General features: G+C 39.1%; 19 protein-coding genes, 2 tRNA genes and 1 riboswitch. Of the genes, 14 read left to right on the top strand and 7 right to left on the bottom strand.

Features of this window, described 5'->3' with window-relative positions; all coding sequences use genetic code 11:
- The first annotated feature begins 157 nt into the window (after window positions 1-157).
- From CDL10_RS11280 to CDL10_RS11245, 8 genes are all read left to right on the top strand, one after another.
- Complete coding sequence (locus tag CDL10_RS11280) at window positions 158-925, top strand: ParA family protein (RefSeq protein ID WP_100678777.1); 768 nt, start codon at window positions 158-160, stop codon at window positions 923-925.
- The gene (locus CDL10_RS11275; protein ID WP_100678776.1) at window positions 925-1,818 is read left to right on the top strand and encodes a ParB/RepB/Spo0J family partition protein; all 894 of its coding nucleotides are present in this window, start codon (window positions 925-927) and stop codon (window positions 1,816-1,818) included. The genes CDL10_RS11280 and CDL10_RS11275 overlap by 1 nt, the downstream gene beginning before the upstream one ends.
- A 90-nt stretch (window positions 1,819-1,908) precedes the next feature.
- Window positions 1,909-2,379, top strand: a complete 471-nt coding sequence (locus tag CDL10_RS11270) for a DUF5683 domain-containing protein (protein WP_133119495.1) — start codon at window positions 1,909-1,911, stop codon at window positions 2,377-2,379.
- 1 nt (window position 2,380) lies between these two features.
- On the top strand, window positions 2,381-3,091 hold the full coding sequence (dapB, locus tag CDL10_RS11265) for a 4-hydroxy-tetrahydrodipicolinate reductase (protein ID WP_100678774.1): 711 nt from the start codon (window positions 2,381-2,383) through the stop codon (window positions 3,089-3,091).
- Window positions 3,092-3,128: 37 nt separating this feature from the next.
- Complete coding sequence (gene lepB / locus CDL10_RS11260) at window positions 3,129-4,742, top strand: signal peptidase I (protein ID WP_100678773.1); 1,614 nt, start codon at window positions 3,129-3,131, stop codon at window positions 4,740-4,742.
- Between the two features lie 95 nt (window positions 4,743-4,837).
- Window positions 4,838-5,458 carry a WbqC family protein gene (locus CDL10_RS11255; protein ID WP_100678772.1) on the top strand — a complete coding sequence of 207 codons (621 nt, stop codon included), beginning with the start codon at window positions 4,838-4,840 and terminating at the stop codon, window positions 5,456-5,458.
- Window positions 5,459-5,479: 21 nt separating this feature from the next.
- Window positions 5,480-6,565 (top strand): hypothetical protein, encoded by a 1,086-nt coding sequence (locus tag CDL10_RS11250; RefSeq protein WP_100678771.1) that lies wholly within the window; start codon window positions 5,480-5,482, stop codon window positions 6,563-6,565.
- The gene (locus CDL10_RS11245) at window positions 6,556-7,425 is read left to right on the top strand and encodes a tetratricopeptide repeat protein (protein ID WP_100678770.1); all 870 of its coding nucleotides are present in this window, start codon (window positions 6,556-6,558) and stop codon (window positions 7,423-7,425) included. Before CDL10_RS11250 ends, CDL10_RS11245 begins: the two co-directional genes overlap by 10 nt.
- Window positions 7,426-7,458: 33 nt before the next feature.
- Here the strand turns inward: CDL10_RS11245 and CDL10_RS11240 are convergent, their stop codons facing one another.
- From CDL10_RS11240 to CDL10_RS11215, 6 genes are all read right to left on the bottom strand, one after another.
- The gene (locus CDL10_RS11240) at window positions 7,459-8,490 is read right to left on the bottom strand and encodes an endonuclease/exonuclease/phosphatase family protein (protein WP_100678769.1); all 1,032 of its coding nucleotides are present in this window, start codon (window positions 8,488-8,490) and stop codon (window positions 7,459-7,461) included.
- Window positions 8,490-9,308, bottom strand: coding sequence for a rhomboid family intramembrane serine protease (locus CDL10_RS11235; RefSeq protein WP_100678768.1), 819 nt, complete (start codon window positions 9,306-9,308; stop codon window positions 8,490-8,492). Before CDL10_RS11235 ends, CDL10_RS11240 begins: the two co-directional genes overlap by 1 nt.
- The gene (locus tag CDL10_RS11230) at window positions 9,298-10,065 is read right to left on the bottom strand and encodes a rhomboid family intramembrane serine protease (RefSeq protein WP_100678767.1); all 768 of its coding nucleotides are present in this window, start codon (window positions 10,063-10,065) and stop codon (window positions 9,298-9,300) included. The genes CDL10_RS11235 and CDL10_RS11230 overlap by 11 nt, the downstream gene beginning before the upstream one ends.
- On the bottom strand, window positions 10,062-11,924 hold the full coding sequence (gene mutL, locus CDL10_RS11225) for a DNA mismatch repair endonuclease MutL (protein ID WP_100678766.1): 1,863 nt from the start codon (window positions 11,922-11,924) through the stop codon (window positions 10,062-10,064). Before mutL ends, CDL10_RS11230 begins: the two co-directional genes overlap by 4 nt.
- A 128-nt stretch (window positions 11,925-12,052) precedes the next feature.
- Complete coding sequence (locus tag CDL10_RS11220) at window positions 12,053-13,039, bottom strand: iron ABC transporter permease (RefSeq protein WP_317045752.1); 987 nt, start codon at window positions 13,037-13,039, stop codon at window positions 12,053-12,055.
- Window positions 13,040-13,074: 35 nt separating this feature from the next.
- On the bottom strand, window positions 13,075-14,196 hold the full coding sequence (locus CDL10_RS11215) for an ABC transporter substrate-binding protein (RefSeq protein ID WP_165773019.1): 1,122 nt from the start codon (window positions 14,194-14,196) through the stop codon (window positions 13,075-13,077).
- A gap of 106 nt (window positions 14,197-14,302) precedes the next feature.
- A riboswitch (cobalamin riboswitch) is annotated at window positions 14,303-14,478 on the top strand.
- Window positions 14,479-14,505: 27 nt separating this feature from the next.
- Between CDL10_RS11215 and CDL10_RS11210 the strand changes: the two genes are divergently transcribed.
- The 4 genes from CDL10_RS11210 to CDL10_RS11195 all read left to right on the top strand — a co-directional run bounded on the left by CDL10_RS11210 (window position 14,506) and on the right by CDL10_RS11195 (window position 17,765).
- The gene (locus CDL10_RS11210; protein WP_100678763.1) at window positions 14,506-16,338 is read left to right on the top strand and encodes a TonB-dependent receptor plug domain-containing protein; all 1,833 of its coding nucleotides are present in this window, start codon (window positions 14,506-14,508) and stop codon (window positions 16,336-16,338) included.
- A gap of 4 nt (window positions 16,339-16,342) precedes the next feature.
- A complete protein-coding gene (locus CDL10_RS11205) occupies window positions 16,343-17,383 on the top strand; it encodes a YncE family protein (protein WP_100678762.1) in 1,041 nt (346 codons plus the stop codon).
- A 203-nt stretch (window positions 17,384-17,586) separates the two neighbouring features.
- A tRNA-Leu gene (locus CDL10_RS11200) sits at window positions 17,587-17,668 on the top strand.
- Between the two features lie 24 nt (window positions 17,669-17,692).
- Window positions 17,693-17,765 (top strand) — tRNA-Lys (locus CDL10_RS11195).
- Between the two features lie 250 nt (window positions 17,766-18,015).
- Here CDL10_RS11195 and dnaK read toward each other — a convergent pair.
- Window positions 18,016-19,911, bottom strand: a complete 1,896-nt coding sequence (dnaK, locus tag CDL10_RS11190) for a molecular chaperone DnaK (RefSeq protein WP_100678761.1) — start codon at window positions 19,909-19,911, stop codon at window positions 18,016-18,018.
- A 95-nt stretch (window positions 19,912-20,006) separates the two neighbouring features.
- Between dnaK and CDL10_RS11430 the strand changes: the two genes are divergently transcribed.
- Window positions 20,007-20,183 carry a hypothetical protein gene (locus CDL10_RS11430; protein ID WP_165773018.1) on the top strand — a complete coding sequence of 59 codons (177 nt, stop codon included), beginning with the start codon at window positions 20,007-20,009 and terminating at the stop codon, window positions 20,181-20,183.
- A gap of 5 nt (window positions 20,184-20,188) precedes the next feature.
- Entirely contained in the window at window positions 20,189-21,607 is a 1,419-nt protein-coding gene (locus CDL10_RS11185; RefSeq protein WP_100678760.1) for an L-serine ammonia-lyase, read from the top strand.
- Window positions 21,608-22,237: the final 630 nt, after the last annotated feature.

Raw genomic sequence — 22,237 nt, 5'->3', positions numbered from 1 at the left:
TCGCAGTAGTACAACTGAAAATCGCAACTGTGCCCTTGTCTTGCCTCTTTTCTCTTTTCTCTATGTATCTTCTAAGTTTAGCAAATTGTTAATAAATAAGATTTTCAAAAACCACAAATTATTGTAATTTTACCGTTTAAAAATCTAATGAAATCAAATGGGTAAAATCATTGCTATAGCTAATCAGAAAGGTGGAGTCGGAAAAACAACGACATCAGTTAATCTGGCTGCGTCGCTCGGCGTTTTGGAAAAGAAAGTTTTATTGATTGATGCCGACCCGCAGGCAAATGCGACTTCCGGTTTAGGAATAGATGTGGACAGTGTAGAACTGGGAACTTACCAGCTTTTGGAACATACCGCCACCGCACAGGAAACTATTTTGGCGTGCAATGCCCCGAATGTAAGCGTAATTCCTGCTCATATTGATTTGGTAGCTATTGAGATTGAGCTGGTCGATATCGAAAGACGGGAATATATGCTCAAAGAAGCACTTCAACCGATTAAAGACAATTACGATTACATCATCATTGATTGTGCCCCCTCTTTGGGATTGCTTACACTGAATGCTCTGACCGCTTCCGACGCGGTGATTATCCCGATACAATGTGAATATTTTGCCCTCGAAGGTTTAGGCAAATTGCTCAATACAATAAAAAGTGTGCAGAAAGTACATAACCCAAATTTAGATATCGAAGGATTGTTGCTCACGATGTATGATTCCCGCCTGCGATTGTCTAATCAGGTGGTAGAAGAAGTACAGAAACATTTCAACAATATGGTTTTTGAAACCATCATTCAGCGAAATGTCAAATTGAGTGAAGCACCGAGCTTTGGCGAAAGCATTATCAACTACGATGCTACCAGCCGCGGTGCTACCAACTATCTGAGCCTGGCAGAAGAAATCATTAACAAAAATGCGAAGTAATGGCTAAAGCAACAAAAAAAAGGGCTATGGGACGAGGATTATCTTCCTTGTTGAAAGACCCTGAAAACGACATAAAAACAGCAGAAGATGCCAACGCCGACAAGGTCGTTGGAAATATCATAGAACTGGACGTTGATGCTATAGAAATCAACCCGTTCCAGCCGAGAACACATTTTAATGAAGATGCCTTACAGGAATTGTCGTCTTCAATAAAACAATTAGGTGTTATTCAACCGATTACTGTCCGTAAAACAGGGTTTAACAAATATCAGCTTATTTCAGGCGAACGCCGTTTGAGAGCGTCTAAACTGGCAGGATTAGCTACCATTCCGGCATATATTCGTCTGGCAAATGACAACGACTCTCTGATGATGGCATTGGTAGAAAATATCCAACGTCACGATTTAGACCCTATCGAAATCGCTTTGTCCTACCAACGGTTAATTGACGAAATCGAACTGACGCAGGAACAAATGAGCGAGCGTGTTGGAAAAAAGCGTTCAACGATTACCAACTATCTGCGATTGCTGAAACTCGACCCGATTATCCAAACCGGCATACGGGACAATTTTATTTCCATGGGGCACGGCAGAGCTTTGCTTGGTGTGGAAAACCAAGATATTCAGGTGGATTTATACCATAAAATCGTTAGTGAGAATCTGTCGGTAAGAGAAACAGAAAATCTGGTTAAACAACTGCAAAATCCGAAAAAACAAACAGCAGCAGCCAAAAAAGTAACCTATACCATTTCGGACAGACAGAAAAAAGTAATCAGTCAGTTTTTCGGCTCTAAAGTTGATGTAAAAGTAGCCGCAAACGGAAAAGGAAAAATCAACATTCCGTTTCATTCGTCCGAAGATTTAGAACGTATTATTAAGTTATTGGAAAATTAAGTGAGAACCGGTCTGTTATTGATATTATGCTGTTTTTCTGTCTGTAATTTTTACGGACAGAACGATAGTCTGACCTGGTCTGAGCCCATCATGCAAAAAACTTCCTTTGACCGAGCATCAGACCCCCTGTCGCCGTCCAGAGCAGCCTTTTATTCGGCGGTTTTGCCCGGATTGGGACAGATTTACAACAAAAGTTACTGGAAACTTCCATTGGTTTATGGCGGAATTGGTGTTGGTTTGTATTTTTATTTCGACAATCAGAGTGCTTATCAGGAATTTCGGGACATATATAAACGAAGGTTGAGCGGACACCGCGACGACAAATATTATTATGTGGACGATGACCGAATCAGACGTTCTATGCGGATTGCCCAGCGACAACGGGACTTATCTCTCGCTATTACGGTCGGGATTTATATTCTGAATATTGTCGATGCCAATGTCGATGCACATTTGAAGCAGTTCGATATCAGCGAAGATTTAACGGTCGAACCCAGCTTTAATTTCAATCAGGGAAACTATTCTTATCAGTTTGGAATGAGTTTTAAATATAATTTTTAAAATGAAAATAGCATTATTAGGATATGGCAAAATGGGGCAGGAAATTGAAAAAATTGCCACTGCCCGTGGTCATGAAGTTATATTACGAAAAACGGAAAACAACAATTTCGACGGACTGAAAAATGCAGATGTTGCAATAGATTTCAGCGTTCCGACAGCTGCCATAACAAATATTTCTGCCGCCATCAACGACAATGTTCCTGTGGTTTCCGGCACTACCGGCTGGTTAGATGATTACGGTGCGATAACAGAATTATGTCAAAACAAAAACGGTGCTTTTCTTTATGCGTCCAATTTCAGTTTGGGTGTAAATATCTTTTTTGAACTCAACAAAAAACTGGCTCAACTCATTAATCAGACAGACGGTTACCGGGTAGAAGTCGAAGAAATTCATCACACACAAAAACTTGATGCTCCAAGCGGGACAGCTATCACGCTGACGCAGGATATCATCGCCAATACTCATTACAACAACTGGGTGTTGATGCCCGACGAAGTGACCGAAAACGACATTCCGATTACTGCGAAACGCATTGAAAAAGCTCCCGGAACACATAGCATTACATACACCTCCGAAGTGGACAAAATCAGTATTGAGCACGAAGCATTTTCCCGTCAAGGATTTGCTCTTGGTGCTGTGATTGCTGCAGAGTGGCTTATCGGAAAAAAAGGTGTTTTTTCTATGAAAGACGTTTTAGGTTTAGGCAATTAAAAAAGAAACTATTACTTTTAATTAAAATATTAAAATTATGACACTAACACAATGGCTTATATTTTTTCTGGTAGTACAGCTGATTCACTTTGCCGGAACCTGGAAATTATACATCAAAGCCGGACGCAAAGCCTGGGAAGCTGCCGTACCAGTTTATAACGCAGTAGTTCTGATGAAAATCATCAATCGACCAACATGGTGGGTTATTCTGCTTTTCATTCCTGTTGTCAATCTGATTATGTTTCCGGTCGTTTGGGTGGAAATATTGAGAAGTTTTGGCAAAAACAAACCTGTCGACACTATTTTGGGTGTGGTTACCTTAGGGTTTTACATTTATTACATCAATTACACACAAAATGTAACGCATATTCCTGACCGAAGTACCAAACCAAAAACAGAATCTGGCGAAACGGTTAGTTCTATCCTCTTTGCTATTGTAGTGGCAACGATTATTCACTCGTATTTCATTCAGCCGTTTACTATTCCGACTTCATCACTCGAAAAAACATTATTGGTGGGCGACTGGCTGTTTGTCAGCAAAATGAACTACGGAGCAAGAACACCAAAAACAGCCGTAGCGTTCCCGATGGTTCACGACACAATCCCTTTAGCCGGCATAAAATCATATACTAAATTCCCACAATTACCATCATTCAGATTACCGGGTTTCCAGACTCCTAAGCACAATGATATTGTGGTATTTAACTGGCCAACAGACACTGTTCCATATTTCGGATACAGCGGGCCTCTTCGTTATGACAAACCAGTGGATAAAAAATCCAACTATGTGAAAAGATTAGTGGGCTTGCCGGGAGATGATTTGTCTGTGAAAGACGGTGTGGTCTATATCAACAACGAAGTTTTGGATTTGGGCGACAGAGCTAAAATTCAATATACTTATGATGTAAATACTAACGGGAATAATGCTGAATTGGCTCAGGTTATTAAAGATTTCAATATTACCGAATATGGCGTACCTGACCAGAATAATCCTACAAGAATCATAATGACTCTGACCGATGAAGCTCGTGATAAAATTAAAGACCTTTCATCTGTTATCAGTGTTGAAAAAAAAGTAATGCGTGCTCCTGAATACAAAGCTAAAAGATTAGCTAATGGAGATGTAGTAAGTACTGAAAAATTAGGTATCTTCCCTCACAATCAACCAGCATGGTCAGCCGACAACCTTGGTCCGATACATATTCCTGCAGAAGGCGAAGTGGTAAATTTAACCTTAGATAACCTGCCTTTTTATAAAGCTATCATCAAAGATTACGAAAACAACACACTTGAAGTCAGAGATGGTCAGATTTATATTAACGGAAAAGTGACAACACAATACACCATTCAGCAGAATTATTATTACATGATGGGAGACAACCGTCACAACTCGGAAGACAGCCGTTACTGGGGCTTTGTACCGCAAGATCACATTGTCGGAAAACCGGTATTAATTTGGATGAGTTTAGACCAAAACGTGCCTTGGAGCAAAGCTTTCGATAAATTCCGTTGGGACAGAATGTTCACTACCGTACACGGAAGCGGGCAACCTCGCTCTTATCTTTTTGTGGTGGTTCTGCTCTTAGCTGGTTGGGCGGTTTACGGTTTTGTTCAAAGAAGAAAGAAGAAAAAATCGGCATATAAAGTGTAAATAGCCTTGATTCAGATTATAACAATTTTTGCTTTTTAACAAAAGACCTCACAGATTTAAAACCTGTGAGGTCTGATAATATATTATTATCGACCATGAAAATATTAATTCATCCTACTTATTTCCCTTCTATAAGTCATTTTGTTGCAATGATACAGGCCGATGAAATTTGCTTTGAGGTAGAAGACAATTTCCAGAAACAAACCAACCGCAACCGAATGTATATTTATAGTCCGAACGGCAAGCAAATACTAAACATTCCGGTTAAACACACCAAAGGCATACGCCAAAAATTCAAGGATATTGAATTAGACCCTTATACCGACTGGCAGAAACAACACTTTAAATCGCTGGAAGCCGCCTATCGTTCGTCGCCGTATTTTGAATATTTTGAAGATGAATTCAGGCAACCGGTTTTTGAGAAAACGCATCGATTTATGATGGATTTGAATCTTCAGATACACGAAATTTTGTGCAGTTGTCTACAAACCGAATTGCCGTTTGTCCAATCTGACGAATACCACAAAATTGCACCCGAAAATGTGACCGATTTGCGTTACCTGACTGACGGCAAAAAAGACCATAACGAATTTGAACCTTACATGCAGGTATTTGAAGAAAAGTACGGTTTTATCAATAACCTAAGCATATTGGATTTGCTATTTAATGAGGGTTTGCACAGTCTGGAATATCTAAAAAGACAAAAAATTGAATAAAGAAAAACAAAAAATTAGCCTATGAAAAAGAACCTTATTTACATTATTTTATTCATGTTTACTCTGATTTCCTGCAAATCTCAACAAACTGCAGAAGATAAGGAATTGTACGTGAGTGGATATATGAACGAAGCCCGGAACATTCCTTTTAAAAGCTTTATTTATGTGCACAAAGACTCTGTTTTTATGCTGAATAAAGATTTGCAAATCGAATTTAGTTTCTCAACGAATGAAATAATCAGTAATAATTTCCAACAGCGTTGTATCAAAAACGGAAATAAGTTTTCCCTTATACAAACAAATACAGAAACCGGTCAGATTACTGATTTTCATTATTTTAAAACACAACCCAACGAGTTATCCAAAGCATCATTTACAGAGAAATTTTTAAACAAAACTTTTTCTACGGAAATTCCTAAAACGCTGAGCAGCCCGAATAGTGACTTTGATATTGTCAAAAACGTAGTTTTCCTGAAAGATTCTGTCAATATTTCTTACGAATATTATTACGATGACATAAAAATTTACGCCGAAAAAGAGTCCCTGCCTGTCAATTATATTGAAATTGATAATCGGTTATTTGTGAATGAAAATAGTGAGAGCAATTTCAGCAGATTTTATCAAATCATTCCAAAAGGAAATGATTTTGAGTTGCTGTCTTATGGAGAAACGCTACCTGTTATTGAAAAATATCAGGCGAAATCTGAAACAAACACTTCTGATTACAGCACCTACTCTACCTGCCTTGACTCTCGTCCGGGAGAATATTATTTTAATAACGACGTTGGCTATGCAAAAGGCAACCAATATTTGCTGAGACAAATTCAGCAAAATGCACCTGAAAGTGGTAGTGACAATGGCTACATTACGGTTCATTTTACCATTAATTGCCACCAAAATGTTGGTCGTTTTGGACTGGAACAAATGAACAGAAAATACCAACCTGCACAATTTGATGCTGAATTGATTCAATATCTGGTTAATTTTATTGCTCAGTTAGATGAATGGGAAAATGCCGATAAAATAGACAGTGGAATGTATCGCGATGTTCATGCTTTTTATATGTTTAAAATCGAAAACGGAAAAATCACAGATATATGTCCATAAAAAATATTTACATCATCTTTGTCGCTGTATTTTTTCTTGCTTGTAAAAGCTCGAAAAACGAAGACATCTTTGCCCATCTTTCTACAGAAGAACGGGAAGAACTAGCGACATTTTACCATAATATATCAATAACAAAATATCATTATGGAGCTCAAACCGGGCAATTACACCGAATGTACAAAGACAGTGCCCTGATGGCAGTTCCTGACCACGTTGAATATACACAACGATATTCTTATTCGTATAAAAAAAGTGGCGAACACGTTCGGGCAATGGAATTGCTGAACAAAGCGGTGGACACAGATGTGGCAAACGGAAAAACCAATGCGTTGGAATACAAGGCGTGGTCGATGCTTTATTTTTACAGAGATTATGAATCCGCCATTGAAGACGTTGACCAGATTGAGCAAATGAACAGCCCGAATCCGTATAATACCTGCCACGGCGAACCTTGTTTGCTGCTGAAAGCTCAGGCTTTGTATCAGTTGAAAAAATATCAGGAAGCTTTGGATTGTTTTCATCAGTTATTAAAAATCGAAGAAGAATATGGTTTTGACCCGCAGGATAATTTCTTTGCTCGTTTTTACATCGCAAGGATTTATACCCAACAAAACGACACGGCAAAGGCAATGGAAGCTTATCAGAGTTTAATCGACGATTACGAAAATTTCACTGAAGCTCATTATTATCTCGGGCTGTTGTATGCTGAACAAGGGAACAAACCAATGGCTGTAAGGCATTTGGAAACTGCCAAAAAGCTGTTTTCAGAAAATTATAAAGTTATTCAAGAACCTTATATTGAAAGGTTTGATGAAGTTTTCGTTCATCAGGTGGACGAAGCGTTGGAACAGCTTTTATGATTATTTTCAGACCTTCTATATTTAAAAAGAAAATCACTCTTTCACTTTCAGCCTTGCCATAATCGGATAATGGTCGGAATTTTTAAAATCGTTAAAAGTATCGAATTGTTTGACCTCGAATATGTCGTCTGTCAGAATATAATCAATTCGTGCCGGATAATATTTGTAGTTATAAGTCGCACCAAAACCTTTTCCTGCCTCAACAAAGGCGTCTTTCATGTCGCCTTTGATATTGCGGTAAACATACGAAAAAGCAGAGTTGTTCATATCGCCGCAAATAATCTTTCGCCCCTTGAAATCATTCATGTGTGACATAATCAATTCCGATTGAACCTGTTGTTCGCTGAACGCCTTACTGATTCGGTTAAAAATCATTTTAGATTTGGCTTCATCAAGGCTTTCGTTGATATCCGGACTAATATTAACCGACTGCAAATGAATACTGTAAACTCTTATCGTGTCTTTATTTTTCACAATGTCGGCATACACCACATTATTGTCTGATTTAGGTAAAGCAATTTCGCCCTGGTTAATAATTCTGAATTTGGAAAATATCGCCTGTCCGGTTTTGATTTTGTTACCGTGCATCACAATATGCCGAAATTTGTAATCGTTAAATTCAAAACCAGCCGAGGAAGAGTATTCCTGAAAACAAATGATATCCGGTTTTTCTTCTTCAACAAACAACTTGATATTTTCAGCCACATTTTGGTTTTTTATCCAATCAAAAAGATTGAACAGCCGCACATTGTAGCTCAACACGGTAAAATCAGTTTTATCTTCGGGTTGATTAGTTGCCGAAAATTTGTAAAAACTATTGAAAAAAGTAAGTCCAATCAGGAAAACAATGGTCGAAAGTAAAAATTGTCTTTTGAACTGAATCAGCCAATAGACAGCGAAAAGTACATTAATTATTAAAAAAGCAGGTAGAAAAAGCGTCAGTACCGACAAAAGCGGAAATAATTTCGGGGCAAGATAAGGCAGAATATAAGCCAGCAAAGTGAGCACCGCCACCAAAATATTGGTGCCATAAACTGCTTTGTTAAACCACGACAACCTTTTCATTATTTTGATTTTTGTTTAAATAAAAATTCTTTTTCTTTTTTGGTCAGACTTTCATAACCCGATTTTCGGATTTTATCCAGGATTTCATTGACTTTCTTTTGGTTATCTGCTTTGCTGTACCGCTCAGAAAACGCCGTTGATTGTCCGCTGGCAGGTCGGCTTTTTTGTGGTTTTTTCTTATCCCAATATATCCATTTTGACATATCCGTTCCTTGAAATAAAAATGTGGTATATAGCACACCAAACAACGCCCCGCCGATATGAGCCAGCCTTCCGCCAAAATTCCCATAAGGCATCATCAGTAAATCAATCAGCAAAAATGCCGCTGCGATATGCCAGATTTTAACATTGCCAATCAAAGGTAAACGAACGGACATATTCGGCTGATAACGGACTGTAGCAAACAAAATCGCCATGATTCCGCCCGACGCCCCGAGTAAATAATTATTATGGTTCTCAAACAGTGAAATAATTCCTGCAAAAAATATACCCGCAAAGACCGAACCAAACAGAAACACCGACAACAGTTGTCGCTGTGTAAAAAATACTTTGAATAATTGGCTGAAATAAAAAAGTGCTATCAGGTTGAACAGCAGATGAAATATGGTCGCATGAAAAAACGTATAAGTCAGAAAAGTCCAGAATCTGGATAAGCTTATATTGAAATTGGAACTCAAAGCCACCCATTCATTAACCGGAAAAAAAGTTCCGATTAACAATGACAGCAAACTGCAACCCGCAATCACATAAATCAACTTTTGCGACGTGTCGGCAACACTCAACTGATACCTTATTTTGTCTTTCCAATTAGTGTCCATATCTGTCCCAACGATTTTGGTTAAACTGAGTTTTCCGCCAGTACCACATCAGCAAGAAGCCTACCAACGCACCACCTAAGTGGGCAAAGTGGGCAACACCTCCTCCTAATCCAAAAATCGAACTTCCATTAAGTCCTGAAAGAAAATCATACAATAAAATAGCCGGCACAAAATATTTTGCCTTAATCGGCACAGGAATAAACATCAACGCCAGTTCAGCATTGGGATACATAAACACAAATGCTATCAACAAACCGTAAATCGCTCCGGAAGCTCCGACCATTCTTGTATTAAAAACAGACGATATCTGGTTAATAGCTTCCTGTAATTGTGGCGTATTCTGAACAACTGCCTGCGGATTCACTGTCCCCTCCATTAATAATGTTTGCACTTCATTGCTTGTCATTCCGGCATTAATCAAATAATCATAAGCTCCCTGAAACTGAAAATAATTCACAGCCAGATTAACGGTTGCCGCTCCCAATCCACATAAGAAATAAAAAAGAACAAACTTTTTACTTCCCCAAAAATGTTCTAGCACCGTACCAAACGATACCAAAGCAAACATATTAAAGAAAATATGCATCAGTCCGCCATGCATAAACATGTGAGAGACCATCTGCCACCAGCCAAACATCGGGTTTTCAAAATAATACAAAGGCAGATATATATTGAGTGTCGGAACTAACATCGCTCCGATGAACAAAATAATATTAACGATTAATATTTGCTTTACTGCATTGGTTAACTGCATCATAAGATAAATTTTTTATCAATTTCTTCTATATTCTGGATTACATAAGTAGGTTTGCCAAACGGCGACACCTGCGGGTCGGGGCAGGCAAAAAGCGAATTCACAATGTTTTGCTGTTCTTCGGCAGACAAAATCGTTCCGCTTTTCAACGCCAGACTTTGTGCCATGGCTTTGGCTAAATGTTCCTGCAACACCTCGGTGTCATCAGGCAAATCGTTTTGCCAGTCATTCAGCAAATCTTCCAACACGATTGATGCCTCACTTTCGGAAATCCCGACCGGAACTCCGGAAATAACGATACTTTCCTGTTCAATTTTTTCAAAAACAAAACCCAGCTCGCTCAAATGCGTTTGCATTTCTTTCAACATGATAATTTCTGAGGCAGAAAAATACAACTGCAATGGAAACAACAACTGCTGGCTCGAACTGTTTTTGTTCTGAAATATGTTTATATATCGCTCAAACAAAATCTTTTGATGAGCCCGTCTTTGGTCAATGATTACCATACCCGATTTTATCGGGCTGACAATGTATTTTTTATGAATTTGAAAGACCAGATTGGATTGTTTTTCCTCACTAACTTGTCCGGAAAAAAGGTTTTCTGATGGCAGTTCACTTTCAACCGTATGTCCGCCCGATGACAAAATTTCATCAGTAGATGAAGGAATATTACTGTACAAAGTATCCCAGTTTGCGGGTTTCGCTGTTCCGCCTATGCTTCGCGAAGGTTTAAAGCCAGAAGTGCTTTTTTCAGCAAACGGATTGTAATTGGTATCGACCTCAACAGTTGGTTTCACACTGGCATTACCCTGCATTTCATAGGGCGTATCCAGTTCCGGATTCCGGTTAAAATCCAAAACGGGTGCAATGCTGAACTGTCCCAGACTGTGCTTGACCGTTGCCCGGATAATCGCATACAAAGCCGAATCGTCATCAAACTTAATTTCAGTTTTGGTCGGGTGTATGTTGATATCAATCGTGTTTGGCGGTAAGTTCAGGTAGATGTAATATGCCGGGTGTGTGCCTTCTCTCAGCAAACCTTCGTATGCCGCCACAATAGCGTGATGAAGATAAGCACTTTTTACAAAACGGTCATTGACAAACAAAAACTGTTCGCCACGGGTTTTTCTGGCAGCTTCCGGTTTAGTTACAAATCCGTATATTTCAGCGATTTCGGTTTGTTCGTGCACAGGCACGAGTTTTTCATCGAGCTTGTTGCCCATTATCCCGACAATCCTTTTTCGCAAGTTGCCGGCAGGTAGTTGAAAAACGTCACTGCCGTTGTGAAACATTTCAAAAGCCACATTGGGGTGTGCCAATGCCACACGCTGAAATTCATCAATCACATGACGGAATTCTACTTTGTCAGATTTAAGGAAATTACGCCTTGCCGGAATGTTATAAAACAGATTTTTGACCAATATCGACGTTCCTTTGGGCAATACCGCTAATTCCTGCGACGCTACTTTACTTCCTTCGATAACCAAGTGTGTACCCAATTCGGCATCTTCGGGTTTGGTTTTGAGTTCTACATGAGCAATCGCCGCAATAGATGCCAATGCCTCGCCACGAAAGCCTTTGGTGTGCAGGTTAAACAAATCTTCTGCCCTGGTAATTTTGGAAGTCGCATGCCGTTCAAAACACAGTCTCGCATCGGTTTCGTTCATTCCCACACCGTTATCCACCACCTGAATAAGTGTTTTCCCTGCATCTTTAATGATGAGCTTGACAGAAGTGGATTGGGCATCTACTGCATTTTCCAGCAATTCTTTTACTACCGATGCAGGTCGCTGTACCACCTCGCCGGCAGCGATTTGATTAGCAACATGGTCGGGAAGTAACCGAATGATATTGGCTGACATAGTTTTGTTTTAAAAAGACAAATTTACAATTTTTGGACGAGGTGCTTTCATGTGTCTGATTAAAATTTAATTTTTAAATCGTAAAGAGTTGCCAGAACACCTGACATCAAACACCCGAAAGAAAATTATTAAATATTTTTATGTTTCAACAGCATCGAAATCACTATCGGGGCTCCGATGATAGAAGTAACAGCATTAATCGGCAGTACCATGCTTGAACCCGGAATCTGGCTCAGTGTATCGCTAAGCAGCAACACAATCGCTCCGATAATCATATTGGCAAAAAACAGCACAAAATGGTTACCGGTTTTAAAAACAATTCGACTGATATGTGGCACTGCCAAACCGATAAAAGCAATCGGCCCGACAAAAGCTGTGATACTACCGGTCAAAATTCCGGTAGCAATAATAATCTGGTAACGGGTTTTTCTGATATTCACGCCCATCGTTTGTGCGTAAGATTCGCCCAACATCAGTGTATTCAAGGATTTTATCAAAAAAAGACAAATGATAATTCCGGCAAATGTAGCCACAAATAGAATAAAAATATCATGCCAGCTGTGGTTACTCAAACTTCCCATTGCCCAGAAGGTAAACCGTTTCAAATCCTCTGCCGTAGAAAAGTAAGACAAAACACCAACAAAAGCTCCGGCAAAACTACTGAACATCAATCCGATAATTAATAAAGTAGCGGTACTTTTCACTTTGTTAATTGCCAGTAAAACAGCAAATAAAACCAAAAAACTTCCTGCCACCGACGCCAGCACCAAACTATATGCCGACGTTGCATATTGCTGAATTCCTAAAGGTAGCAAACCTGCCCCCAAAACCACTAAGGCAACACCCAAACTCGCCCCGGAACTCAATCCCAGCACATAAGGCTCTGCCATCGGATTTCGAAATAAAGACTGCATTAACATTCCGGCAATGGGTAACGAAATTCCGGTTAATATGGCGACAATTGCTTTGGGCAATCTGAATCCTAAAACGATATACTCCCAGCTTGGTTTACCTGCTTCTCCTTTGAACAAAACCGAAAAAACTTCCGATACCGGAATTGCCAGACTACCCACCGCCAGATTGACGAAAAACATCGCCACCAATACTATGGACAAAAAAATAAATATCGAATATGTTTTGCTGTTATTCATCAGTCAGTCAAAGGAGTCAGAAAATACAATTCATGTTCAGGAAACACTTCCGGGTGCAATACGCAGATATAATCTTTCAAAAGTATATCCGGACGATTAGTTGCTTCTTCGTAAAAAATCAATCCACCCGTAACGCCTTTCCTGGCACTGTAGGTATATATTTTTTTTGTCTGAAATGCGGTAAATTCTTTATAGTGAATATTCGTATGCTGCATTTCGGAATAGGAAACAAACTGAGCAGGACCAATCCAATATTCGACTTCCTGAGCATCGTCCAGCACTTGTTCAAACGCCATCGACAAACTGCCTGTTCCGCTGTGGCTTGCCCATACATAATCGCCACCGGCATCTGCAATAATTTGTGCTGTCCAACTGTCGCCCTGCGGTGCATACCAAATATCTTCATACATCGCCCCGCTGAAAACTGTCGGTTTACTGGTTGTTTTGCTTACCGTTTGTTTCGCTTTCTCATATTCTGCAACCACCTGGTTAAAAAAAGCTGTCGCTTCCTCCTCTTTATCATACAAAACTCCAAACAACTTTATCCATTCGGCTTTTCCTAAAGGTGTATATTCTACCCAATCTCCGTTATAAATTACCGGAATACCCGCTTGTTGTATCTGACGGTATTTTTCAAAGCTATCGTTACCACCGTTAGCAATAACCACTTCAGGATTAACGTCGATGGTCAATTCAAAATTAACACCGATTCCGTCGCTGATTTCTTTGATTTTATCTTCGCTAATAAGCCTTCGAACTTCTTCTGAAGAAATAAAATCTAGTCCGGGAAAAGCCTTGAGAGAAGTCGTTTCGTTCAAAGTTACCAACGACGGAATATGTGTTGTCGAGGTCACAACAATGCTTTTTACGGGAATCTGAACCTTTGTTAAATGAGCCAATGAATCCGGAATATTGTTTACATCATTTGCCAGTACATAAACAGACGTTTCCGCAGCTCCCTGCCACGGCTGAGTGATTTTCAGTATTTTAAAATTCTCAAAATCATACATTTCAAACCCTTTGGCATATTGAATTTCATTGGAAATTCCGGAAATATTTCCAGTTTCCTTTATTGTTTTTTTACACCCCGTTACTAACGAAAGAACAATGAAAAGGAGCAAATAAATCTTGTTTTGAAACATATTTCGAAGAGTATTTTACAGCAAATTTAGAACTTTTTGATAAAGCTCTGCAAATAATATGTGATTTTGAACAAATAAAAAGTTACTTTTGCATCAGCAATCAGGTTGCCGAAGTGCATGAAAAGGGAAACAGGATAAGCCTGTGCTGTACCCGCAACTGTATGTTTATGACTGTTTTTTGCATAAAGTCACTGAAGAAATTCGGGAAGACGCAAAAATAAGAAACGAGCCAGGAGACCTGCCTGATTGACTGAATAACGACAAACAACCTTCGGGAATAAAGGTTTTATGAAACTGATTTATCTTTTTATCACAGGTTTTTGCATACTTCCGGTGTATGCTCAGGACAGTTTGGTTCATACCGAACTGAATGAATTGATTATCGTTGACAACAGATTACAGACACACAACAATTCTCAGAATTTACACATACTTTCAGACACTTTAATTAACAGAAACACAAGCACTTTTACTGATTTTTTGTTGGTTAATTCACCGGTTTATTTTAAGGAAAACGGAGCCGGAATGGTTTCGTCACCTTCTTTTCGCGGAACGACCGCACAGCAAACTGCCGTATTGTGGAACGGTATAGAAATCAACTCCTTACTATTGGGGCAATCAGATTTTAATTCTTTGTCTTTCAAAGAATATGACCATATCGCTATCAAAGCCGGAGGCGGAAGCGTTTTGTATGGTTCGGGAGCGATTGGCGGAACGATTCATCTGAATAATACGGTTCGGTTCGCCCCGCATTTTGACCAGCAAATACAGCTGTCTGCCGGAAGTTTTGACACTTACCGGGCAAATTACAACGTGAGTGCCGGCAGCAATCATTGGTTTGTTCAGGCAAATTACAATCACAACCAGAGCCAGAATGATTACGAAGTAAAAAACCGGAGCTGGAAAAACACCAACGGAGAATATGAAAACCACAGCCTTAGCACTACCCTCGCCTATCGGATTAACCTATACAATGAAATTCAGTTTTTGTCTAATTATTACCAAGATGAAAGACATTTTGCCTTAGTTTCGCCACGTCAAATCAAATCGAAATATCAAAATGAAACTGCTAGAAATCTATTAGTATGGAAACTGAACAATCGCCAGCTTGTCAGTAATTTGAGATTAGGTTATTTGTATGAAAAATTCAAATATTCCGAAAACCTCAACACCAATTCCTATTCTGACGGAGCGATCAATACTTTGCTGGCAAAACATGATTTGGATTATAAAATCAGCGAGCGGTTCAGCTTATCATCTATTCTTTATTTCAGAAATCATCGAAACGGCGGCGACAAATCTTCTCTGGAAAATGTTAATCAAAATGTTTTTTCGGCAGCTGTTTTAGGGCGTTATGAATGGAGTGAAAATACTGGTATTGAAGCCGGACTGAAGCGGGAATGGACAGGTATCTATGATTCGCCGAATTTATTTTCTGCCGGATGGTATCAAAAATTTTCCGATAATTATTCCGCAAAAATAAATTTATCACGGAATTTCAGAGCTCCGACCCTCAACGATATTTATTGGAAACCCGGCGGAAACAAAGATTTAAAGTCCGAAAGCAGCTATCAGGTTGATTGGGAACAAACGATTGCTATCGGCAAAACGACTTTGCAAACCAATGTATATTGGATACAAATCGACAATATGATTCGCTGGCTACCGACTTCCGGTGGTTTTTGGGCAGCTGAAAACACCGAAAAAGTAGAAATTAAAGGAATGGAAATTAATTATCATATTCCGCTGATAATTAAACATTTTCCTTTAACTGCGAATATTGGCTATACTTTTAATGAATCTGTTGATAAAAAAACCGACAAACTGCTTATTTATACTCCGAAACATAAAATATTTGGTGGGTTAAATTTCAAATTTCACGATTTTTTATTTAGATTGCAGGGTTATTACAACGGCAAGGTTTATACCACTGCTGAAAACAATGAACGCAACACCATAAATCCGTACGGAATACTGAATGCTGACCTTGGGTATGCTTTTAATGAAAAAATGAGCTTGTATTTTAACATCAGAAACCTGACAGACAGCCAGTATGAAAATGTGGAAAACCGCCCTATGCCGGGCAGAAATTATAATGTACAAATGATAATTAATCTATAAACAAATGAAAAAAGTATTACTTGGCGTATTTGCCGCCACATTTTTATTTTCGTGTAGCAATTCTGATGACAACACGATCGATAACGGAGGAACTGAAGAAAGTTTCAAATATGGCTACCTTGTTGTAAACGAAGGTGGGTATGGTTACAACAACGCTTCTGTTTCTTACATTTCGCCGACTATGTCGCGGATTCATTCTAATATTTTCTCTGCAAAAAACAAAGGAGAATTGTTGGGCGACGTCGCACAGTCCATCACTTTTGACGGCGATGTGGCGTATATCGTAATGAACAATTCCAATATGATTCGGATTGTTGACCGCTACACATTCAAGCAAATCGGAGAAATTACTGAGGAAATGACCTTGCCGCGATATGCTGCTGTGGCAAACGGTAAGTTGTATGTGACCAATTCTGGCGACGTGATGGAAAAAGGCGATGAATTTATTACGGTGTATGATTTGGAAAGCAATTCATTTATCAAAAGAATAGACGTTGATATTGTTGCTGAAGAAATTTTTGCTAATGACAATTATCTGTATGTCGGTTCAGACCCGTGGGCTATTCAACATAAAATCGGTATTTTTGACTTGTCCAGTGACGAACTTGTAAACACCATAACCTTAGAGAATAAAATAACCGGAATGCTTAAAAACAGTGGCGACGGAATTTATGTACTCGAATCGTCTTCCGAAAAATCTGCTATCAGCAAAATAGACGGTACGACTTTGGTTAAAAACATAACGACCACCGCTGCTAGAGATGCTCAGTTTTTGGCTCTTGACAATGGTTATTTATATACTGTTGCCAACGGAAATCAGGTTTTCAAAATCAATGCAACCATGCCTAATTTCCCGTCCAATCCTTCATTCAACATCGGTATATCCGATTATCTATATGGATTTAACATCATCAACGGAAACGTTTTTGTTGCCGATACCAATTTCTTAGCAGGAACCAGCTCTGTGCTTATTTATAACCTACAAGGAGATTTTGTTAAGTGGTTCCAGGGGGGAGTTGGCACAAGTAAGTTTTATAAAAATTAATTCATCTTTTTTATCTGCTAAAACCATAGAAGACACAAGGAGAAATCATTATGTTTTCTATGGTTTTATTTTGAAGAAAAAGTTTGTCAAAATAAAAAAAGACATTAAATTTGCACCATCAAAAATGTAAACACGATTTTACTTCAAACGGAATTTATTTTCCTTTTATTTTTGATAAAAAGTTAGAAAAAAAACGCACAATTGGCCGTGTGGAGGAATTGGTAGACTCGCCATCTTGAGGGGGTGGTGTCGCAAGACGTGTCAGTTCGAATCTGATCACGGTCACTCGGCTTTTTGCAGAAAAGCTTAGACTCGATAGCTCAGTTGGTAGAGCACAACACTTTTAATGTTGGGGTCCTGGGTTCGAGCCCCAGTCGGGTCACTTCTTGGGACAAGTCTGTTGTTTTCAGATTTGTCCTTTTTTTATCATATCTTTGGAATACTTTGCACATAAGGCTTGGTTTCGAAATAGTTATACTTTACAACACAAATTTCATAATCCTTATTTTAACCAAAGAAGTTTAAAGCAAATTCTCAAAGCAAATTCTGTGAATCTATATATAAAAGCGAAAAAGCCGTTCCGGTTATCGAAACGACTTTTCCAATCATGAAAAACTACATTACTACTATTTTCACTTTACTTCTTCATAATCAACATCTTGTGTAGCATCATCTCCGCCTTCCTGAGTAGGTTCGGCTTGATTTCCACCGCCTTGTTGTGCATCGGCTTGGGCTTTGTACATTTCTTCAGATGCGTTTTTCCATGCCTCATTGATTTTATCCAAAGCAGGCTGAATGGTGTTTACATCTTTAGTTTCGTATGCTTTTTTCAATTCGTCCAAAGCACTTTCGATGTTTGATTTATTGTTGTCAGACAATTTATCGCCAAACTCTTTCAACTGTTTTTCTGTTTGGAAAATCATTGAATCAGCTTCGTTCAGTTTGTCTGCGGTTTCCTTGGCTTTTTTGTCCGCTTCGGCATTAGCTTCCGCTTCTTTTTTCATTCTTTCGATTTCCTCATCGGTCAATCCGGACGAGGCTTCAATACGGATATCATGTGATTTTCCTGTTCCTTTATCAGTAGCCGAAACCTGAATGATACCATTGGCATCAATATCGAACGTTACTTCAATTTGCGGCACGCCTCTTTGTGCAGGCGGAATGCCGTCTAAGTGGAAACGACCGATAGTTTTGTTATCGTTTGCCATTGGTCTTTCTCCTTGTAAAACATGGATTTCTACCGACGGCTGGTTATCTACGGCTGTAGAAAATATTTGTGATTTTTTGGTAGGAATGGTCGTATTTGATTCAATCAGTTTGGTAAACACACCTCCCATGGTTTCGATACCTAATGAAAGCGGCGTTACGTCCAAAAGCAATACGTCTTTTACATCTCCTGTCAAAACCCCACCCTGAATAGCTGCTCCGATAGCCACTACTTCGTCAGGATTTACTCCTTTTGATGGTTTTTTACCGAAGAATTTCTCTACTTCTTCCTGAATAATCGGAATACGTGTAGAACCTCCAACCAAAATCACTTCGTCGATATCGGAAGTTGATAATCCGGCGTCTTGCAATGATTTTCTACAAGGCTCCATCGAACGTTTTACCAAACTGTCTGATAATTGCTCAAACTTAGCTCTGGTCAGTGTCTGCACCAAGTGTTTTGGTCCTGATGCGGTTGCTGTAATATACGGCAAGTTGATTTCTGTCTGTGTAGAAGACGATAATTCAATCTTAGCTTTTTCGGCAGCTTCTTTCAATCTTTGTAATGCCATAGCGTCTTTTCTCAAATCAACACCTTCAGCATTGTTGAATTCATCTGCCAACCAGTTGATGATTACCTGGTCGAAATCATCTCCTCCCAAATGTGTATCTCCGTTGGTTGATAATACTTCGAATACACCGTCTCCTAATTCAAGAATTGAAATATCGAATGTACCTCCACCTAAGTCATACACGGCGATTTTTTTATCTTCATTACCTTTGTCCATACCATAAGCCAATGCCGCAGCGGTAGGCTCGTTGATGATACGTCTTACTTTTAGTCCGGCGATTTCTCCTGCCTCTTTGGTTGCCTGACGTTGTGCATCATTGAAATAAGCCGGCACAGTAATAACCGCCTCAGAAACAGTTTGTCCTAAATAATCTTCGGCTGTTTTTTTCATCTTTTGCAAAATCATTGCAGACAATTCTTGCGGAGTATATAAACGACCATCAATATCCACGCGTGGCGTATCGTTATCTCCTTTAACTACTTTGTAAGCGACATTGCCTGTTTCTTTTTCAACGCTCGAGAATTTTTCTCCCATAAACCGTTTGATAGAAGCCACAGTTTTTGTAGGGTTGGTTACTGCCTGACGTTTCGCAGGGTCGCCCACTTTAATTTCTCCGCCTTCAACGAAAGCAATCACAGAAGGTGTCGTTCTTTTTCCCTCTGCATTAGGGATTACTACCGGTTCGCTACCCTCCATCACGGAAACGCAGGAGTTGGTAGTACCCAAATCTATTCCTATTATCTTACTCATAATTTATAATGTTTTTTTTTCAGATTCAATAATAATGATTAAAATTTCGATTAGTATTTGTCAATCATTATGCCAAGACGTGATTAAACTATTTTTTGTCGGAAATTACTGACAGCTTGTCAGATTTAGAGCAAAAAAACGGTTGGTTGAATGAAATAATAGCACAATTTCAGGCATCATCAGTTCAGTTTGTCATCATCGTGATTAAAGATGAAGAATCTCATTGCTTATCAAGGTTAATTCTGTATCTTCGTATCAAGATATTTAGTTAAAAGATATGGGCTATATTTCAGTATTTGATATGTTGAAAATAGGGGTGGGACCTTCCAGCTCACACACTCTCGGACCATGGCGTGCCGCGGAAAGTTTTTTGCGTGAAATCAGAAGTAATGGCTGGTTCAGTAAGGGAGAGCATGTGCGGGTAGATTTGTATGGTTCTTTGTCACTGACCGGTATCGGGCATGCTACCGATTTGGCGGTTATGCTCGGACTGAGTGGTACCGACCCAGAATATGTGCCTGTGGAAGATATTGACTCTATTGTCGATAATATCAAAAAATCACATCAACTTCGGCTGGGTGCCGAAAAGTCTATTGATTTTATTCCGGAAGAACAAATCGTTTTCAATAAAGAGTTTTTGCCTTTCCATGCCAATGGTTTGACTTTTACTATTTGGGATAAAGAAGGAGAATATCAATCTACGTTTTATTCTGTAGGAGGCGGATTTGTTGTTAAAGAAGGAGAAGAAGATATCGCCCCGAATGAGCAGGACCAAAAGGTGCCTTATCCGATAGAAAAAGCACAGGATATCCTGACGCATACTTTGGGTAATGGCAAAATCATATCTGACGTTGTTACCAGTAACGAATTGGTTTTCAGAACTAATGATGAGGTCAATGCTGAATTGATGAGAATCTGGAACACCATGCTCGAATGTATTTACACAGGTTGTCACACCGAAGGAATTCTGCCCGGAGGACTGAAAGTGCGTCGCAGAGCTTACGATATGTACCAAAACCTGAAAGGGGAAACACCTTATCAGAATACAACAGAATGGATAACATCTATCCGGAAAACTAAAGTATATTTCAGACAAATTCTTAAATGGGTAAGCTGTTTTGCTTTAGCCGTTAATGAAGTAAACGCCTCGTTAGGACGCGTAGTTACTGCTCCGACAAACGGTAGTGCAGGAGTAATCCCGGCAGTATTGATGTATTATCTCGTGATTGAAAACCACAAAGCCGGAGAAAAAGAAATCTGTCAGTTTTTGAAAGTTGCCGGTGTGGTTGGTAGTGTATTCAAAAAAAGAGCAACCATTTCTGCTGCGATGGGAGGCTGTCAGGCAGAGATTGGCGTATCTTCGGCGATGGCTGCTGCAGGTTTATGCGAACTCATGGGAGGGAGCCCAGAGCAGGTGCTGATTGCTGCAGAGATTGCTATGGAACATCACTTGGGGCTTACTTGCGACCCTATCGGCGGATTGGTGCAAATTCCATGTATCGAACGTAACTCGATGGGAGCGATAAAAGCCATTAACGCGGCCGAATTAGCCTTAGATACCGACCCGAAAAACGTGAAAGTGCCTTTAGACAAAGTGATCGACACCATGTGGCAAACTGCTCAGGATATGAACAATAAATACAAGGAAACTTCCGAAGGCGGATTGGCAGTTGCCGTAAATCTGGCGGATTGTTAGTCTCTTGCTTTTTTTATAGCGAATAGCTCCGTTTCTTTAACTTGTTCATCATTTTAAAATGTTGTGCAGTTGTAGTAATTATATAGAGCTACCACACGAGGATTTAGATCTTCGTGTGGTAAAAAATGCTTTTTGAAAGATGCCTCTTTAGTTACTATCTAATAGTAAATCAATAATTAATATCAAAAAGAGGATTATTAACCAAAGATATTTGCGAGGATTGTAACTCTTTTTTTGTACATTGGAGTTCTTTTTTCTACTATATCTATAATTGTCAATTATTATAACAATAATTGCAATAGAATAAATTAGTATTAATAAATAATTTTTCATCATTTTAAAATATTGTGCAGTTGTGGTAGCTATATAACCACCACGCATTAAAACGTGGTGGTTTTTTAAAATTAAATAAATCGCACTTTATTTTGGGATTATAAAAGTCCTTAAAAACAACAAATCTCTTACATAAAATTAATGAACCTAATAGCAAGATAACATAATCAAAGACTGGTTATCTGACCACTATCTTTTTTCACAGAGTTAGCGTCTAACGGAAGGACTATATAATCAAATTCCGGATTTTCCTTAATATAATCAAAAAATCGGTCGAATAAGCTTTTTTACATCTCT

It is taken from the genome of Avrilella dinanensis (genome assembly GCF_002807015.1).
GTDB classification, from domain to species: Bacteria; Bacteroidota; Bacteroidia; order Flavobacteriales; family Flavobacteriaceae; genus Flavobacterium; species Flavobacterium dinanensis.
This window is presented reverse-complemented; position numbering and strand designations above follow the sequence as displayed.

Bases quoted from the DNA above. Each gene is read 5' to 3' on its own strand.
- CDL10_RS11280 (WP_100678777.1), top strand. From the start codon at position 158: ATGGGTAAAATCATTGCTATAGCTAATCAGAAAGGTGGAGTCGGAAAA.
- CDL10_RS11275 (WP_100678776.1), top strand. From the start codon at position 925: ATGGCTAAAGCAACAAAAAAAAGGGCTATGGGACGAGGATTATCTTCC.
- CDL10_RS11270 (WP_133119495.1), top strand. From the start codon at position 1,909: ATGCAAAAAACTTCCTTTGACCGAGCATCAGACCCCCTGTCGCCGTCC.
- dapB (WP_100678774.1), top strand. From the start codon at position 2,381: ATGAAAATAGCATTATTAGGATATGGCAAAATGGGGCAGGAAATTGAA.
- lepB (WP_100678773.1), top strand. From the start codon at position 3,129: ATGACACTAACACAATGGCTTATATTTTTTCTGGTAGTACAGCTGATT.
- CDL10_RS11255 (WP_100678772.1), top strand. From the start codon at position 4,838: ATGAAAATATTAATTCATCCTACTTATTTCCCTTCTATAAGTCATTTT.
- CDL10_RS11250 (WP_100678771.1), top strand. From the start codon at position 5,480: ATGAAAAAGAACCTTATTTACATTATTTTATTCATGTTTACTCTGATT.
- CDL10_RS11245 (WP_100678770.1), top strand. From the start codon at position 6,556: ATGTCCATAAAAAATATTTACATCATCTTTGTCGCTGTATTTTTTCTT.
- CDL10_RS11240 (WP_100678769.1), bottom strand. From the start codon at position 8,490: ATGAAAAGGTTGTCGTGGTTTAACAAAGCAGTTTATGGCACCAATATT.
- CDL10_RS11235 (WP_100678768.1), bottom strand. From the start codon at position 9,308: ATGGACACTAATTGGAAAGACAAAATAAGGTATCAGTTGAGTGTTGCC.
- CDL10_RS11230 (WP_100678767.1), bottom strand. From the start codon at position 10,065: ATGATGCAGTTAACCAATGCAGTAAAGCAAATATTAATCGTTAATATT.
- mutL (WP_100678766.1), bottom strand. From the start codon at position 11,924: ATGTCAGCCAATATCATTCGGTTACTTCCCGACCATGTTGCTAATCAA.
- CDL10_RS11210 (WP_100678763.1), top strand. From the start codon at position 14,506: ATGAAACTGATTTATCTTTTTATCACAGGTTTTTGCATACTTCCGGTG.
- CDL10_RS11205 (WP_100678762.1), top strand. From the start codon at position 16,343: ATGAAAAAAGTATTACTTGGCGTATTTGCCGCCACATTTTTATTTTCG.
- dnaK (WP_100678761.1), bottom strand. From the start codon at position 19,911: ATGAGTAAGATAATAGGAATAGATTTGGGTACTACCAACTCCTGCGTT.
- CDL10_RS11185 (WP_100678760.1), top strand. From the start codon at position 20,189: ATGGGCTATATTTCAGTATTTGATATGTTGAAAATAGGGGTGGGACCT.